The 15,624-nt window shown below is 43.3% G+C and carries 15 protein-coding genes; 11 read left to right on the forward strand and 4 right to left on the reverse strand.

Features of this window, described 5'->3' with window-relative positions:
- Nucleotides 1-215: 215 nt before the first annotated feature.
- The 4 genes from DLM76_RS18465 to DLM76_RS18480 all read left to right on the forward strand — a co-directional run bounded on the left by DLM76_RS18465 (nucleotide 216) and on the right by DLM76_RS18480 (nucleotide 4,307).
- The gene (locus tag DLM76_RS18465; RefSeq protein WP_118966127.1) at nucleotides 216-2,237 is read left to right on the forward strand and encodes a plastocyanin/azurin family copper-binding protein; all 2,022 of its coding nucleotides are present in this window, start codon (nucleotides 216-218) and stop codon (nucleotides 2,235-2,237) included.
- Between the two features lie 40 nt (nucleotides 2,238-2,277).
- Nucleotides 2,278-2,592, forward strand: coding sequence for a PLDc N-terminal domain-containing protein (locus DLM76_RS18470; protein ID WP_118957397.1), 315 nt, complete (start codon nucleotides 2,278-2,280; stop codon nucleotides 2,590-2,592).
- A gap of 31 nt (nucleotides 2,593-2,623) precedes the next feature.
- Nucleotides 2,624-3,613: a multicopper oxidase domain-containing protein gene (locus DLM76_RS18475; RefSeq protein ID WP_118966241.1), complete on the forward strand. Its 990-nt coding sequence runs from the start codon at nucleotides 2,624-2,626 to the stop codon at nucleotides 3,611-3,613.
- Between the two features lie 97 nt (nucleotides 3,614-3,710).
- Complete coding sequence (locus tag DLM76_RS18480) at nucleotides 3,711-4,307, forward strand: SCO family protein (protein ID WP_118966128.1); 597 nt, start codon at nucleotides 3,711-3,713, stop codon at nucleotides 4,305-4,307.
- Nucleotides 4,308-4,625: 318 nt separating this feature from the next.
- On the opposite strand, the gene DLM76_RS18485 is transcribed toward DLM76_RS18480, so the two are convergent.
- The 3 genes from DLM76_RS18485 to DLM76_RS18500 form a co-directional block, all read right to left on the reverse strand.
- On the reverse strand, nucleotides 4,626-4,988 hold the full coding sequence (locus tag DLM76_RS18485) for a DMT family protein (RefSeq protein WP_118957452.1): 363 nt from the start codon (nucleotides 4,986-4,988) through the stop codon (nucleotides 4,626-4,628).
- 334 nt (nucleotides 4,989-5,322) lie between these two features.
- Nucleotides 5,323-5,727: an Hsp20/alpha crystallin family protein gene (locus DLM76_RS18495; protein WP_118966130.1), complete on the reverse strand. Its 405-nt coding sequence runs from the start codon at nucleotides 5,725-5,727 to the stop codon at nucleotides 5,323-5,325.
- A 21-nt stretch (nucleotides 5,728-5,748) separates the two neighbouring features.
- The gene (locus DLM76_RS18500) at nucleotides 5,749-6,162 is read right to left on the reverse strand and encodes an Hsp20/alpha crystallin family protein (RefSeq protein WP_118966242.1); all 414 of its coding nucleotides are present in this window, start codon (nucleotides 6,160-6,162) and stop codon (nucleotides 5,749-5,751) included.
- A gap of 530 nt (nucleotides 6,163-6,692) precedes the next feature.
- On the opposite strand from DLM76_RS18500, the gene DLM76_RS18505 reads away from it, so the two are divergent.
- A complete protein-coding gene (locus DLM76_RS18505) occupies nucleotides 6,693-7,475 on the forward strand; it encodes a hypothetical protein (protein WP_118966131.1) in 783 nt (260 codons plus the stop codon).
- A gap of 65 nt (nucleotides 7,476-7,540) precedes the next feature.
- Here DLM76_RS18505 and DLM76_RS18510 read toward each other — a convergent pair whose 3' ends face one another.
- Nucleotides 7,541-8,176, reverse strand: a complete 636-nt coding sequence (locus DLM76_RS18510) for a hypothetical protein (RefSeq protein WP_118957390.1) — start codon at nucleotides 8,174-8,176, stop codon at nucleotides 7,541-7,543.
- Nucleotides 8,177-8,983: 807 nt separating this feature from the next.
- Between DLM76_RS18510 and DLM76_RS18520 the strand changes: the two genes are divergently transcribed.
- The 6 genes from DLM76_RS18520 to pseC all read left to right on the forward strand — a co-directional run bounded on the left by DLM76_RS18520 (nucleotide 8,984) and on the right by pseC (nucleotide 15,620).
- Nucleotides 8,984-9,304 (forward strand): MarR family EPS-associated transcriptional regulator, encoded by a 321-nt coding sequence (locus DLM76_RS18520; RefSeq protein ID WP_118966243.1) that lies wholly within the window; start codon nucleotides 8,984-8,986, stop codon nucleotides 9,302-9,304.
- A 3-nt stretch (nucleotides 9,305-9,307) separates the two neighbouring features.
- Nucleotides 9,308-10,258, forward strand: a complete 951-nt coding sequence (locus DLM76_RS18525; RefSeq protein WP_118966133.1) for a GDP-L-fucose synthase family protein — start codon at nucleotides 9,308-9,310, stop codon at nucleotides 10,256-10,258.
- A 155-nt stretch (nucleotides 10,259-10,413) separates the two neighbouring features.
- The gene (locus DLM76_RS18530) at nucleotides 10,414-11,112 is read left to right on the forward strand and encodes a hypothetical protein (RefSeq protein ID WP_118966134.1); all 699 of its coding nucleotides are present in this window, start codon (nucleotides 10,414-10,416) and stop codon (nucleotides 11,110-11,112) included.
- A 97-nt stretch (nucleotides 11,113-11,209) separates the two neighbouring features.
- The gene (locus tag DLM76_RS18535) at nucleotides 11,210-12,517 is read left to right on the forward strand and encodes a hypothetical protein (RefSeq protein WP_241548298.1); all 1,308 of its coding nucleotides are present in this window, start codon (nucleotides 11,210-11,212) and stop codon (nucleotides 12,515-12,517) included.
- Nucleotides 12,518-12,690: 173 nt separating this feature from the next.
- On the forward strand, nucleotides 12,691-14,451 hold the full coding sequence (locus tag DLM76_RS18540) for an ABC transporter ATP-binding protein (RefSeq protein WP_118966136.1): 1,761 nt from the start codon (nucleotides 12,691-12,693) through the stop codon (nucleotides 14,449-14,451).
- Nucleotides 14,448-15,620: a UDP-4-amino-4,6-dideoxy-N-acetyl-beta-L-altrosamine transaminase gene (pseC, locus tag DLM76_RS18545; RefSeq protein WP_118966137.1), complete on the forward strand. Its 1,173-nt coding sequence runs from the start codon at nucleotides 14,448-14,450 to the stop codon at nucleotides 15,618-15,620. The genes DLM76_RS18540 and pseC overlap by 4 nt, the downstream gene beginning before the upstream one ends.
- Nucleotides 15,621-15,624 lie beyond the last annotated feature (4 nt).

Here is a 15,624-nt window from a genome sequence, read left to right on the forward strand (position 1 = left end):
CTCTCTCATAGAATTTTTGTCTTGAGTTTTTTTAAATATGTGAGCAAATGCTCATTATTCTGAACCAGAGAGAGTCGAAGCCATTTATAGATAGAGAAGGTCATTTTTTCCCTTGCAACCCTTCTCGATTGATTCACAAATGAGCATCCTATTTCCAACAAACCTCAGATTCAGTATACAATAAAATTCCGGAAAACCCGGGGGTTCAATCAAAAATGAAAAAACCAGGTTTCGAAATCAAAAAACTTCCCTATCTTACGGCTCTGTTAATGGTCGGAGTCTCGTTGGGAATTCTCGTTTCCGCTTGCTCCGGGGAAAAGAAGGATGAGATCGAGGGTTTCGCTCACGTATTGATGATCGATAACTCCTTTTCTCCTCCGATGCAGAAAATTCCCGTCGGTGGAATCGTCGAGTTCGTCAACTCGGGAAACAATCCGCATAACGCAATTGCTGTCGATAAGAGCTGGTCCACCGAAAAGACTTTCGGAAACATCGTGATGGCTCGCGGCTCCAAAACGAAAGTAACCTTTCCGAAAGAAGGCGTGTTTCCGTATTTCTGTTCGTTTCACGCGACTCCCGACGGTAAAAACGGAATGGTCGGAGACGTCGTCGTCGGAGACGTTCCATACAACCCTGCGGCTAAAGCGGGCAAGTCTTGGAAGAACGTTGCGCAATTTTCAGGAACCACGCGTAAGGTTCCTTCTCAATATCCTACGATTCAGAACGCGGTGGACGCTGCAAGTCCGGGAGATTTGATTCTCATCAGCGAAGGCGTTTATTACGAAGAAGTCACCGTTACGACTCCTTCGATTACGATTCGAGGCGTGGATCGGAATAAGGTCATCATCGACGGTCAGTTTCAAAGAGGAAACGGAATCATGGTCGTTGCGGCGGACGGAGTCGCGATCGAAAACATGACGGCGAGAAACGCTTCCTTGAACGGTTTTTATTGGACCGGCGTGAAAGGATATCGAGGTTCTTACCTGACCGCTCACAACAACGGCGACTACGGTATTTACGCGTTCGACTCGATGAACGGAGTCATCGAACACGCGTATGCTTCGGGTTCACCGGACTCGGGTGTGTATATCGGTCAGTGTTATCCTTGTAAGGCGATTCTTTACGACGTAGTTTCGGAACACAACGCGCTCGGTTATTCCGGAACCAACTCCGGCGGAGAACTCTATCTCATCAGTTCTGTTTGGAAGAATAACATCGTAGGTCTCGCGCCGAACACGCTCGATCGGGAACTTCTTCCTCCCGAAAGAGAAACGACCATCATCGGAAACCTGGTTTACAACAACAATAACCCGAAGGCTCCGATCGCGGCTCTGGAATATCCTTCCTTTGGAAACGGTATCCTGATCGCGGGCGGTCTTTCCAATATCATCCGCAAGAACGTGGTGATCGATCACCAAAACAACGGGATCGTGATTCTTCCCAACTTGGATGAGAAGTTTTGGATTTCGCATAACAACGTGGTGCAAGACAACATCGTCTACAACTCGGGTAGAGCGGATATCGCTCTCGTGGGTCCGATGAGTACGGGTAACTGTTTCTCGGGCAACGAATACAGAACGGAACTTCCCGCCTTCCTTGAAAAATGGAACGGTTGCGGTTCGTTCTTGAGGCTTCCGATGGGAGGAGATCTTTCGATGATGCTCGGCGCACTCGGTTTGATGGTGCAGGCTTCCGGCGGAAAATTCCCTTCCGGAAACTACAAAGAACAACCGATTCCGGGTCCTCAAGTCAATATGCCGAACGGAGCTTCCGCTCCGGTAAAACCGGCTTTGACCGCGTTTGAAGACTTCAACCTGGATTTGAACAAGATTCACCTTCCGAAAGAAGCGGAAGAAGTTTTGAAAACGGTTCCGAGAAAACCCGCGCCGACCACAGGGGCGATCACTCTCGTAAAACCGATCAGTCTCTTTCCGTTCTTCTATCACTGGTTGGGATTCTTGCTTCCGTTCGCGATTTATATCTGCTGGACTTCCATGTCTCTGTTCGATCTGAAAGACAGAACGGATTTGGATCAGAACAAAAAACTGTCCTGGATTTTGGCGATCACATTGATCCCGATCCTCAGTCCCGCGGTTTATCTGCTCGGAAGCGGCAACAAATACCCGACTTGGTTCAAACGAACCTTGGTTTGGGGAGGAATCGCGGCATTCTTCCTTTTGGCGGCTTACACCGGACTTTCTTTGATGAACGGCGTGGGAACCAAAACAATCAGTTAAGAAGTTTAGAATATTCAGAAATTATCATAGGAGAAAAAACATGGAACAAACTGTCATCGGCGGCCCCGGATTCTTCGCTTTATTATTCAACTTTTACGGATACTACTTTCCGTTCATCCTCTACACTCTTCTTGCGCCTTTGGCGCTTGCGGATCTCGTAAAAAGAGAGGATGTGGACGCGAAATCCGGTTCGATCTGGACCGGAGCGATTCTTCTGGTTCCGATCGTGGGAGCCGGAGCGTATTTGGTCGCGGGAGGATCGAAGGTTCCCGCTTGGTTGAAAAATGCCCTCGTTTACGGGGGAGTGGGGTTTTTGGCGCTGATCATTCTCATCACATCGGTAGCCAAATTCTAAAAAAGTGAACCGCAAACAGTTTCTCAAATGGATGGGGATCGGCGGAGCCGGTTTGGCCGCGGGCGCCGGACTCAGTTCGATCGGAGACGAGGATGGAAACGGGGGACTTCTTTGTAAGGTTCGCCCCGGAATCGTGGGTGTGAATAAGGAATCCACGATTCCCGGAAATCCAGGCAACAACTCGTATGGGAGCATGGTGCATCCTCCCTTTCATACCAATCCCGCTTTTTTGAATCGGATGGAATTGAAGAATCACGAAGTTTCTTCGGGTCCGATTTTGAAACAACATTTGAGCATCGTAGAAATGCCTTTGACGGTCGCGCACAACACGGTCGTCAAGGCTTGGACTTTCAACGGAATCGTTCCGGGGCCCGTCGTTCGAGCCAAGCTCGGACAAAAAATGGAGATCACTCTTCGAAACGATTCCGAACATCCTCATTCGATTCACTTTCACGGAAGTCATGATCCGAACGAAGACGGTTGGGAACCGATCGTTACTGGCGGCGAAAAAACATACAAAATCACCGCGGGGCCGATCGGATTTCATCCGTATCACTGTCACGTTCCTCCTCTTGCGAGTCATATGGCAAAGGGTTTGTACGGCGGTTTGATCGTGGATCCTCCCGGCGGACGTCCTCCCGCACACGAATTTATGCTGATTCTTTCCGGTTGGGATCTTGCGGATAAGGGGAGAAACGATATCTTCTCTTGGAACGGAATGTCCGGTTTTTACGATCGATATCCGATCAAAGTTCCCGTTGGTCAAAAGGTGCGATTGTATATCGCGAACCTATGCGAATACGAACCAGTCGCTTCGTTTCATCTGCACGCGCAAACGTTCGACGTATTTCGGACCGGAACCAGACTGGTCCCGGACGATCATACGGACGTCGTTACGCTCGGACAAACCGAACGGGTCATCGTGGAATTTACTCTTCCGAAACGGGGGAGATATATGTTTCATCCGCATCAGACAAAGATGGCGGAAAACGGCGCTATGGGATGGATCGTCGCGGTCTAATAAGATGACGTCTAACGTGCAAAAGACTTCGTAAGGCGAACGGTCAGAAGAAGAACGTTTATCGCGCTCTTGCGAACGGAACGTTTAGGAGAAGGTTTTGAAGGAAAGAATTCTTTTTACCAGTGTTTTGATTTTCGGAATCGGACTCGGTTTTTTCGGATGGAAACTCTGGAAGTCGAACTTGGCCGTAAATCAAGAACCCGTTTTAGTGGAAGAATGGTCCACATCCGTTTTAAAGAATACCGCGAATTCCGAAGTTCTTCTGCGCGAAATTCCCGGTAAACTGAAACTCGTGTATTTCGGTTTTTCCCATTGTCCGGACATGTGTCCTCGTGCGATTTTGGATATGTCCGCCGCAGTCAAAGAACTCGGAGAAGACGGTCGGAATCTGACGCCCGTCTTTATCAGCGTGGACCCGGAACGGGATTCCCCCGAACTACTTGCAAAATACGTAAAACAGTTTCCCGGTGAAAGGCTTGTCGCATTAACGGGAGAAAAGTCCAAGCTTGATGTTTTGCAGAACGCATTCGGTGCGATTTCGAAAAAGGTGAGCAATCCGCAAGTGGCAGGGGGTTATACCGTCGATCACACCGTATTTTTATACGTGCTTGACGATCAAAGCAGAATTCTCGCTACGTTCCCCGGTGGAACGGACGGTAAAACTCTCGCAAAAGACATTAAGAAATTCTTATAGATCCCGGCAGAGACAAGATCCGTCAAAGCCGTCGGTTTGCGGTAGCGAGCCGTGGACGGCGGACGCGGACATCATATCGATTTGGTTCTTCGACTTTCGGTCTGATCTTTTTTGCAAGCGATTTCCGATCCGCAGATTGTTTGTCGGTAGAATTGATCGGTGCCTTTGGGAATTGTTTCGTTTTTCCAAGAATGTGGGAACTCCTTCATTTTATTGAAGAGTTCTGAGTTTACGGTTCGCGGCTTTGTCGTTTGCATTTTCAGGCCGATTTTCCAACTTCGTTGGAAGCCTTCGATGAATGGCTCCGCCCATCTCCGGCTATCTCGCTTCCTGCGGGTCGCTCGATATATCGTAAAACGCGAATCCAACGGCAGCCACAATCAGCAGAAAACTCACCGCGTGATTCCATCTGATTTTTTCCTTTAAAACGAAAGAAGCGAACACGATAAAAACTGTGATCGTAATGATTTCCTGAAGAATCTTCAATTGAAACGCGTTGTATCCTTCTTCGCCGTAACCGATTCGATTGGCCGGAACCATGAGCATGTATTCGAAAAGGGCGATTCCCCAGCTTAAGGCGATCGTCAGGGGCAAACTCCAACCGTGAAAGAATTTCAAATGCCCGTACCAGGCAAAGGTCATAAATACGTTCGAACAAAGAAGAAGGAGAAAGGTTTTCATGATATGTGCTTCCTAACGCTCTTTTCCGAAATTCCGGGTAGAGTTGTGCGTTACGGACAACTTTCCAAGCCTTTCCTTTTTTTCAATCCGGGAAATTCGTTCGGAAAAGCGAAGCGTCGCTCGGAAGAAGCATCTCGATCGAACGAAGTGACTGAAAGTTTGGCGGATTCTTTGCCAAAACCAAATTGCGCTATGCGAATTCAGATCTTCTTGTCGGAAGATTGCAAAAAAAGACCCCGGAGAACTCCGAGGTTGAATATAGGGTTTTAGACTTCAGGTAGTATAACGAAACGCCGGAGGGCCGTTTCAGGCCCAGCGTCGGCTCAATGTGAAATTATTCGGAACGAACCTCGATCTTTTTGGTAAGAGGTTTTCTTCTCGGAAGAGTCAGGTTCAACACGCCGTTTTTATATACGGCGGAGATCTTGTCTTCTTCCACGGACTCGGTTACCGTAAACGATCTTCTGTATTCGCCCGTGCGGAACTCGGAATATCTCAGTTCACCGGGAACGTTTCTTTCGGACGTTCTTCCGGAAATCGTAAGCTGATCCTTTTCAAGCTGCACTTGAACATCCTTTTCTTCCACTCCGGGAAGATCGGCGATCAGATAGATGTTCGTTTCGTCGGAGTAGACATCCACTCTCGGAGTAAGAATTCTCACTCGTTCCTTTTTTGTTTCCTGCGAAGTTTGATTCTCCTCAGCCGTATGATTTTCTTTGTGCAGAACTGCGTTTGTCATAGTCGGTTCTCCTTTATTTACTTACTTGGTCTGGATTTGAATCTTACGCGGTTTTACGCTTTCCCGAATCGGAAGGCTAAGAATCAAAACTCCGTTTTTGAATTCAGCGGTTGCTTTTTCCGAATCCACTTCGGCCGGAAGTTCCAATGCTCTTCGGAATTTTCCGTGAAACCGCTCCACACGGTTTGCGTTTGCAGTCGCATAGGAATTTACCGGAGCCTCTCCACTGAGATCCAATCTGTTTCCACTGACGGTGATCTGTAGAGCTTCCGGATCGATGCCCGGAATCAGGGCAGTTATGGTGACTTCGTCGGTTCCTTTATGGATGTTTAAGGCCGGATAGGCGCTTCCACCTCTCGCAGGAAACTGATCCCAAAAGCCGGAAAACTGATTTTGCAGTTTGTGAAGGTCTTCAAAGATTCTAAATTCGTTCATCATTCTTATTTCCTCTTTAGCAATCTGAGTATTAGAGTGCCAAATTGATAAAAAAGTTCCAGCATTTTTTTAAAAAATTAGCACTCTTTTTTTGTGAGTGCCAGGTTGGAATTGGGAACGAAATGGAGGGAAGATTCGGTCGGGGGTTGGCTTGGAAGGTCAATATGTCGAAGGCTTCGTTGTGTTTTGATTTACGTGTAGGAACTCATACGCGCATTACTGGATTTCAGAAGAATGTGGGAGCTCACAGGATGCGAATCCGTTTGAATTGCGAAGGATATAGGAACTCCTTCACATGGTCCTGGTAGAAGAAAGTGTAGGATCTCATACGCGCCTCTCAGCTTTCGGAAAAATGTGGGAACTCATACAAATCGAATTGTTGCTTGAAGAATCGGTTTCGCGAAGAATTCTCCGCTGTTCGATTAAGCGCTGCGTTTATGCGACAGTTGTCTAAACGCGCAGCGCGCACCCGTCGAGCACGAACAGTCCGAACCTGCGAACTCGATCCATTCTTCTAAGGACCCGGAACGATGAAAAAGGCGAATTCCATTTATCACGATCTCAAGCCGAAACGAATGGATTGGATTTTGGCGGCGATTTCCCTCGCGTTCGTTGCAATGGGAATTTTCGTTCTTCCTAAGAATTTAAACGTCGGGATTGTCACGACCGCATTCTTCGGGGTTTGCGCGGGAACTTTTCTGACGACGATACTTCGAAAATTACGAGAAAGCAAGTTTCAAAGCATCTCCGTCGACGCGATCGGAGGAGTCGATATCAAGCCGTCGCGTTTGCGAATTTGGATGATGGCTTGTTTATTGATGTTTCTCGGAACGATCCTTGCCGTCTTCGGAGACAATTATCCTTTTTTGATGAGGATTCTTGCCTATGTCGTTGCGGGCTTTGGATTCTTGTTGGCCATTCTCGTCGTGCTCGGAAAAGTTCCGGTAGGTTTTCTTCGATTCGATTCGGACGGTTTTCGAATCGGAAGGAGCAAATGGACGGTCGTTCTTCCTTGGGACGAAATTGCGGACGTACGCGCGGGTGAATTCAACGGCAACGCCGCGGTCTTTCTTCTTCTGCGGTCGTTCGATCGAATCAAAACCGAGCCGGAAGAATTCTATGACAAAGCGATCCAAGAAATCCTCTCGAGTGAGGGATGGATCGGATCTCATTTTATGATCTTAACTTCGAATTACGGAATGTCTTCGCCGATGCTTGCGGAAGCGATCGAACGTTACAAGAGTCAGCCCGGGGCTCGGCAAGAATTGAATCGACTGCGGATTGAAACGGAATTTGGATCGGCATCACCTTGAAGCCGCGTGTTGTCGAAAGGCCGGCTTCAAGGTGTTTTTAGAACGAAAGGAAGAATCGAAACGAATTATCTTTTTTTCGATTTCTTCTTGGCGGTTTTCTTTTTAGCTACCTTCTTCTTTGCGGTCTTCTTGGGAGCTTTTTTCTTCGCTACTTTCTTTTTGGCCGCTTTCTTCGCGGTCTTTTTCTTTTTAGGAGCGGACTTCTTCTTTGCCGCTTTCTTTTTCGCAGCCTTTTTCTTGACCGCCTTCTTCTTAGCGGCTTTCTTAACCGCAGCTTTCTTTGCGGCAACCCGTTCCACAACTGCCTTGTCGCCTTCGTTGGAGCGGAAGAAGGTCTTTTCGAAATCGCGATTCTTAAAAGAAACCAAAGCGCGGCCGATCAGTTCGTCGATATCGGAAGTTTCCATTCCTTCGTTCGCGGATTCGATGTAGTCGTAGGAAAGATGCGCGAGGCCGCAACGAAGATAGCTTGTCAGTTTATCTTGAGAAGCTCCTTGGCGAGCGAGTCCGTGCAGCCAATCTCTGAGAATTTTTTCTCCGAGTTCGAAGTTGGCTTCGGGTTGTGCGGACTTTCCGGTTTTACGAAACTCTTCGTTGAGTCTTTGGTGAACGAGGGAATAATCATCTTCGAAAGCTCGATCGAGGATGCCGTCTTCGATGAGCCTTGCGTCCAATTTTTGGACAATAGAGGAATCGGCCATAGTGTTAGAATCTCCTGAAATTACGGGGCAGAAATTGGATATAGTTTGTTCGAAGAATCCTTTCTGCAAGAAAAAACTGAATCGATGTTTAAAATGATCTCCTAACTTAAGAATCCATTCTCCAGTGATTCGATCTTTGAATGATTCAGAGGTTTCTTATATAGAAACGAACGAGAGCGGAACGCTTTGTAAGATTTGCAAACATCGTTTCGATGCAAAGAATTGAATATGAGAACCGGGCTTGGAGGGGAGGGGCTCGCACTTGCGGAGCTTGTCTTTGATCGTTTCTTTGTAAATTCGTCGTTCCGGTTAGATCGATCGGATGAATCATTCATACAATGGATTCGGGAAAGGAAGTTTGGATTCGAACGATTGGATCGATCAATCCATTGGGCAGTTAAGAGCTTTTATTCCGACTTTCTCCGCGAAGGAATTCTCTTTTCTTAGGCGGTTCGTCATAGGGGATTGATCGTTTTTCCGTGTTTTGCGGTTCCCGCTTCTTTTCTAACTTCGTGGTTATGGAACGAGGGGAGAATATCGTATTCCTTGCGATTTCGTTTTTAGTCAGAATGTTTCCTCGCTTCTCCCTTCCTAAAAGATAACTCGAGAAAGTTTCTTAGAATTTGGGAAATTTCCGAAACCCTTGTCTGTTCAAGAGTTGAACAAATTTTCTTGACAGGCTGTGTTTGCAGCCTTTTTATGAATCAAGATTTTCCAATTTTGGGACTGACCCGGCGAAGCTATGCCTGGGAACACCGTTCCGCCCCCATTTTCCTCGTATTTTTCCACCTTTTTGAGTGTTTCATTATGGATGACGCGTTAAGACACAAACTTCTGAGAATCTTGGAAGAAAATCCCGAAGTCAATCAGAGGGAAATCTCCGAGATTTTGGGGATCAGCCTAGGCAAGGTGAACTATTGTCTTAAGGCTTTGATGGATAAGGGTTGGATCAAGGCGAAGAACTTTAAGAACAGCAAGAATAAACTCGCATACGCGTATTTTTTGACTCCTATGGGAATCGAAGAGAAGGCCCGCATCACGGTTCGTTATCTGAAAGTAAAGATGCAGGAATACGAACATATTCGGAAAGAGATCGAAGAGTTGAAGAAGGAAGTAGGGGAAGAATAGGCGATGGATAAGAACGCAAAGATTTACATCGCCGGTCATAGGGGTCTTGTCGGCTCCGCGATCGAACGGGTTTTGAGAAGCGAAGGTTACCAGAATATCATCGGTAAGTCGCATGACGAATTAGATCTTACAGAACAATCGAAGGTGAACGAGTTCTTTGAAACTCACAAACCGGAATACGTGTTTCTTGCCGCGGCAAAAGTGGGAGGAATTCACGCAAACAATACGTATCCCGCAGAATTCATTTTTTCAAATCTTCAAATTCAGAACAACATCATCGACGCTTGTTATCGTTTTCAAACGAAGAAGCTCGTCTTCTTGGGTTCTTCCTGCATTTATCCTAAGTTCGCACAACAACCGATGGACGAAGGTCAGTTGCTCGACGGTAAACTCGAACCGACGAACGAACCGTATGCGGTCGCTAAGATTGCAGGAATCGTAATGTGTCAGAGTTACAATCGTCAATACGGTACGAACTTTATTTCCGTTATGCCCACCAATCTCTACGGTCCGGGCGATAACTATCATCCCGAAAATTCCCACGTTCTTCCCGCTTTGATCCGCAGATTTTACGAAGCTAAGATGCAGAATCTTCCCGAGGTCGTCGTTTGGGGAACCGGTAAACCCTTAAGAGAATTCTTATATTCCGACGACATGGCCCGGGCCTGCGTATTTCTCATGAAAAATTACGACGTCGACGGAGATCCAAAAGGCGGTGAACACGTGAATGTCGGTAGCGGCATCGAAGTGAGCATACGCGAACTCGCGGAAACCGTAAAGGACGTCGTCGGTTATCAGGGACTTTTGACCTTCGATCTCACGAAACCGGACGGAACTCCGCGCAAACTTTTGGACGTTTCCAAACTTCACAAGATGGGTTGGAAACATCAGGTGGAATTGCGGGAAGGGATTCGGTTGGCGTTCGAGGATTTTTTGGGTTCAGGCAAATTATAAAGTTTTTAATTTTATATTTAGCCGAAAAAGAAAATTCGAATTGTTGCTAAGACATAGAGTTGTGGTTCGTAAGTCTGCTAATCTCTAACGCGTTGAAAAAATAGATTTTAATTAAATTCTTACGAGCGAAATTCTATAAAGGTAAGTTAATATTCATGGAAAAGAATGTAAGTCAATCAAGTTCAGATCGTTTAAATATTTTCGATGATAGCATATCGCTTACACAAATCATTAAAACTATAATCGTTAGGAGAAACTGGTTTTACGTTATTTTTCTTTTTTGTAGCTTAGTTTTTTCGCTTATTGCATTTTCGAAGAGGCCAGTTGAAAAAGCAAACGAACAGACTTTTAAATTTACCACGTATCTTTTTGTCGGATCGTATTTAGGAGATAATGCGCCAATCGAATCATTTTATTCAATTGAGTTTGCGATACGAGAAATTTACAGTAAGAACGCTAATCCTAATTATCCTCTCGAGATCGAGAATGATCCCATGAAAACCGGAAATATTATTGCTATTTCAACGATTGCCCAATCTGAAGAAGAAGAAAAAATTACCGAGTTTCATAAGCAGATTGTTTTGCCGATATTGGAGAGACATGCGAAATTGTTTGCCGATTCTGAAAATAATTCAAAGACGGTAGGAGGCGAATATTTGACTAAATTTTCAGGTCTTTCAACCAGTATATTAAAATATGCTCAAAAAGTAAGATACGAACCTGCGCCCAATAGGATTTGGATCCGAATTTTGCAAATAGGTTTTTTTGTCTCTTTTTTATTAGCATGCATTGGTATCTTCGTTTTGGAATACGTTCTTCAAATAAAGAGGGCCTTGGCGGAGGAATTAAACTAACGATTTTGAATTTGAAAAACTAACTTCAATAATGAAATTACTTTGGTTTCTTTGTATATTATCCTTCTGCTTTAGCTTTCCGCTTCAAGTTGGATTCATGAGCGATAAGCCGGCTTTAATTCCGTATGTAATTTTATTTATTATATATCTAATTAAGTTAGCCAATACTAAAAAAAAGAATATTTCGAAATCATCTGGAGCGATTTCGAAATTCATTTTGCTCTACTCGTTTTTAATAATATTTCATTTTATATGGCAAGTGAGTTTCGAAGTTATTGAATTTCAAGAAGGATTAAGAGTTTCCTTTCTTTTTCTGGCACCGGTAATTATTTACGATATCTTTCGAACGAATATTTCCTTACCGGAAATTAAAACGATCTTTGTTGCAATTATTCTTTCAGGTTTTTTCTCAGGGTTGTTCTTTGTTTACGATAGCATTAGTAAATTAGCATTTAAAAGATTAACCGTTTATTCCATTGAGGCTGCGAATTATGTGAGTGAAAAACATAGATTAGATTTTGGAAACGACGGTTATCGTGATCCTTCGGGACGTAACTTACTTAATAATCGAAGTTTTGGACTTCTTGAGACGCATGCCGTTTCTAGTACTTGGATTGCGTTTGCGGCGTTTGCAGCACTTTCGCTATTGCAGGGCCATAGAAAGAGACTAAGATTCGGCGTTATTTTGATATCTTCTCTGATGATATTGATTGGATTGAATTTTACAAGTATAGCAGCTTTCGGGCTTGTTCTTCTTCTTTTAGAATTTAAAATGATATCTCTTTTTTCTAGTAGGATTTCGAAAACAAATTTGAGGCGGATTCTTCCTTTTATCCTGTTTCTATGTTTCGGTATATTGCTTGCTATACTTTTTTTTCCTGATCGTTTTTTGCTTTTCGTTGAAAAAAACTTAACCTTCCAGTTTTCTTTAGCTTTCTCAGGAGTTGGTGCAAAAAAAATGACTTTTATCGAGTCTTTGTTTTTTGACGGCTCGCAAAAAATATTAGAATCGATAATAAAGTTTCCCCCGTTACTTTTAGTGGGTGAAGGATTCAGCTCTTTTGGAGCCTTGAAGGGAGGCGATTACGGTTTTGTGGATACATTTTTACGTTTTGGAATTCCTTTCTCTGTAATTCTGATATTCTTATTGGGAAGGATTACTTGGAATATTTATCTATTCGAAGTAAAACAGAAATTCGAAAATAGTTTTGTCGAGTTTCGAATTTTAAGGTTTGTTTCGTTTGTTCTGCTTTTTTTGGCCTTTATGGATTTACATTACTCTACTTGGCATGCAAAATCCGTTTTACCAATCATTTTTATCGCTTTAGGTTTATATACGAGATTCTATTTGCTATTAAAAAATGACTGCTCTGCTCAACTTGCAGAGTGCGAACGATGCAATTGAGTTATTTAGTTAAAGCAAATTGATTGAATCCTTTTCTAAGTTCTGTTTTCCTTTGAACAGCTTATCTGCAGTTTAATTTTCGTCATTCGAAACAAAGACGGAATGCTTTTTATCATAAAAATTCAATTTGTTCTAATTAATCGCAATTAATCGAAACGATGGAATTCTGATTCATGACAATCTTCCCAAAAATCGGCTACATTAACAAGATCTGGTTTCTTCTTTCCGAAAGGAGAAAAAGAAAAACATATTTTATGTTTTTCTTAATATTCTTAAGTATGTTTTTTGAATCGTTCGGAGTAGGGATTGTCGTTCCTTTGGTTTCAGTTTTAACGGATGCTAAACTTTTATCAGATAGTACGCTTTTTGTTTCTATTCTCAATCGCTTAGGGAATCCAAAGACTGAAGTATTGATTTTATATGCAATGGCTGCGATGGTCTTTGTGTATTCGATTCGAACGGTTTTTTTAATTTACTTAGCTTGGAGCCAGTCAAAATACGCATCTGAATTTCAAGCGGAACTTTCGAACGCTTTGTTTTCAAAGTATCTACGCCAACCATATTTGTTTCACCTCAATCGTAACTCAGCGGAATTAATACGCAATACATCAACCGAAGTGTCTAGTCTGGTTTCAATGGTTCAGCAAGGATTGGTTCTTGGAACGGAGTTAATTACTTTATTTGGAATTTCGATTTTGTTGATGAGTATGGAGCCTCTTGGATCAATCATTGTAGTGGCGTTAATGAGTGTTGGCGGTGGCGTACTTTTCTTTCTGACGAAGAAGAAATTGTTAGAATTAGGTTTAGCGAGACAGGATTCGGAGGCCGCTAGATTAAAACATTTTCAACAAGGTTTAGGAGGAGTCAAAGATATAAAATTGTATGGGCGGGAAATCGAATTTTTAAATCAATATAAGGCTCAAGTAGAGCGAGGTGCAAAAGTAGTACGAAATTATACTACGCTATTGGCATTACCTAGATTGTGGTTGGAATATATAGCGATTATCGGTCTTGCAGGATTAGTAACCGGAATATTAATTCAAGGTAAGCCGATGTCCGATATCGTCGTGTTAATTACATTGTTCGGTGTCGCAGCATTTCGGATAATGCCTTCGATCAATCGTATTCTTATTATTTTACAGAATATTAAGTTTTCACTTCCTACTATCGATTTAGTATATTCAGAGATGACCGAAATCACGAATGAATCAGATGAACATTCGGAAAAAAGTAAGATTCAGTTTAACTTTCAGATCGAAGCAAAGAACATTTGTTTGAGCTTTGAAAATCATGAAGTAATAAAGGATCTCTCTTTATCGATCAAAAAAGGAACAACCGTCGGATTCATTGGAGAAAGCGGCGCAGGAAAAAGTACCTTTATAGATATGCTTTTAGGACTTTTAGATCCGACTAAAGGAGAAATCTATATAGACGGGGTTCCTATCTCCGAAGGGAAACGAAGCTGGCAAAATCTGATCGGATATGTTTCTCAGTCCATATATTTAACGGATGATACTCTTCGCAGAAATATTGCGTTTGGCCTATCGGAGGATCAGATTGATGAAGGCTTAATTATGAATGCAGTGAGGCTTGCGCAATTAGAGACATTTGTACGAAATGCTCCTAAAGGTTTGGATACCGTCGTAGGTGAACGAGGAGTTAAACTCTCTGGAGGCCAAAGACAACGAATCGGAATTGCAAGGGCACTTTATCACAATCCATCTGTTTTAGTTTTAGATGAAGCGACGAGCTCTCTAGATTTAGAGACCGAAAAGGGCGTTATGGAAGCTATTAATGTGTTACATGGGAAAAAAACGATTCTCATTATCGCCCATCGCTTAAGCACATTAGATAATTGCGATGTTATTTTTAGATTAGAGAAAGGAAAGCTTGCGGAGGAAAGAGTTGTGAATATGACTCAAAATAATAAATGATACCGTACGGAAGACAAGCGATTTCACAAGCAGATATCGATCTGGTGGTTCAAGTTTTAAAGAGCGACTTCTTAACGCAAGGACCTATGGTCCCTCAATTCGAATCGGTTGTCGCAAAAAATTGCAATGTAAAGCATGGAATTGCGGTAAATAGCGCGACCTCAGCTCTTCACATTGCGTGTTTAGCCCTTGGAGTTGGTCCGGACGATATTGTTTGGACAAGTCCGAACAGCTTTGTGGCGAGCGCGAACTGCGCCCTTTATTGCGGAGCCGTGGTAGATTTCGTAGATATCGATGAAAAGACTTATAATCTTTCTGTTTCCAAGTTGGAAGAAAAATTGGAGCAAGCTGAAAAGCTTGGTAAACTTCCCAAATTGGTCATTCCAGTTCATTTCGCCGGTCAAGCCGCCGAAATGGAAAGCATTCATATGCTTTCGAAAAAATATGGATTCAAAATTATTGAGGATGCCTCACACGCGATCGGAGGAAAATATAAGGGTGAACCTATCGGAAATTGTAAGTACAGTGATATAACGGTTTTTAGTTTTCATCCAGTTAAAATTATCACAACGGGTGAAGGTGGAATGGCTCTCACAAATAACGAAGAGCTATATTCTAAAATGTATAGATTAAGAAGTCATGGTATTACAAGAGACATCGCTCAAATGACTTCCGATCCTGACGGCCCCTGGTATTATGAGCAATTGGAATTAGGATTCAATTATAGAATGCCGGATATTCTTGCCGCTCTTGGCGTAAGTCAGCATAATAGACTACAAGAATTTATTACTAAAAGGCACGCTTTAGCAAAACGATACAATGAGATTTTAGCAAATAAACCGGTTGAACTGCCATGGCAGCATCCTGATTCATACTCTTCCTTCCATCTTTATGTAATACAATTAGATCTTGATGAATTGAAGCATACGCAAACGCAAATATTTGAAAGATTTCGAAATGCTGGAATATTGGCCAATTTACATTATATTCCAATCTATCGGCAGCCTTATTATCAAAAGATGGGATTTAAACGAGAGGATTTTCCTAATATGGAGAAATACTATGGCAGAGCCGTTACCCTGCCTTTGTTTCCGGATTTGACGGAGGCCCAGCAAGATGAAATTGTAAACCGACTTATGACGCCAATGGGGCATCAAACTTTATTTTGATTCA

This window comes from Leptospira yasudae (genome assembly GCF_003545925.1).
Taxonomy (GTDB): Bacteria; Spirochaetota; Leptospiria; order Leptospirales; family Leptospiraceae; genus Leptospira; species Leptospira yasudae.